Source organism: Spirosoma pulveris (genome assembly GCF_054781875.1).
Window position 1 is genome coordinate 1 of the sequence record NZ_BAAGTO010000068.1, and the last position, 648, is coordinate 648.

Genomic DNA, 648 nt, shown 5'->3' on the forward strand with positions numbered 1-648 from the left:
AGTCCAGGCTCATCTGGTCCAGCAGGCCGTCCCGAATCCCGTTGTACACGTCCGTAACGAAAGCTTCCGAGAGGGCACGGTCGGCCCAAACGGCATCACCCGATACTTTATCAAGCGGTTTGGTGTTCAGAAAATCACTGTTACAGGCGATCATCGTTGTGCCCAACAGCAGACTGAACGATAGACACTTTGCTATATAATTCATACTGTTCTGATTAATCATTTAGAAACTAAGTGATACCCCCGTGTTGATAACCCGCGCCTGTGGGTAGTACTGGCCGCTACTGCTAGTCGATTCGGGATCGAATATGCCTTTCATGGCAGGCGCATAGGTGGCCAGGTTCAAGCCGTTCACGTACACCCGAAGGTTGCTCAGGCCAACTTTACTGGCGATCGTATTGGGAAGCGTGTAACCCAGCTCCAGGTTTTTCAGACGAATGTAGTCTGTACTCTTCAGCCAGTAGCTGGTACCGTTGGAGAAGTACTGATTGCTGCGGTCCACGATACGGGGGTCGACCGTACTGGGATTATCCACCGTCCAGCGGTGATCGTAGCTGTATTGCAGGAAGTTACCAATGGTGCCCGACTCCGTCTGGAGGAAGATCTGCCCACCGGTCGATGCCTGGAACAGAACGCTGAGATCGAAGT

2 pseudogenes are annotated in these 648 nt (G+C 52.5%); both read right to left on the reverse strand.

The window, feature by feature from the left end:
* Positions 1-205: pseudogene (locus ACYVJM_RS32135) on the reverse strand (RagB/SusD family nutrient uptake outer membrane protein); the annotation flags it as partial.
* A gap of 18 nt (positions 206-223) precedes the next feature.
* A pseudogene (locus ACYVJM_RS32140) lies at positions 224-648 on the reverse strand (SusC/RagA family TonB-linked outer membrane protein); the annotation flags it as partial.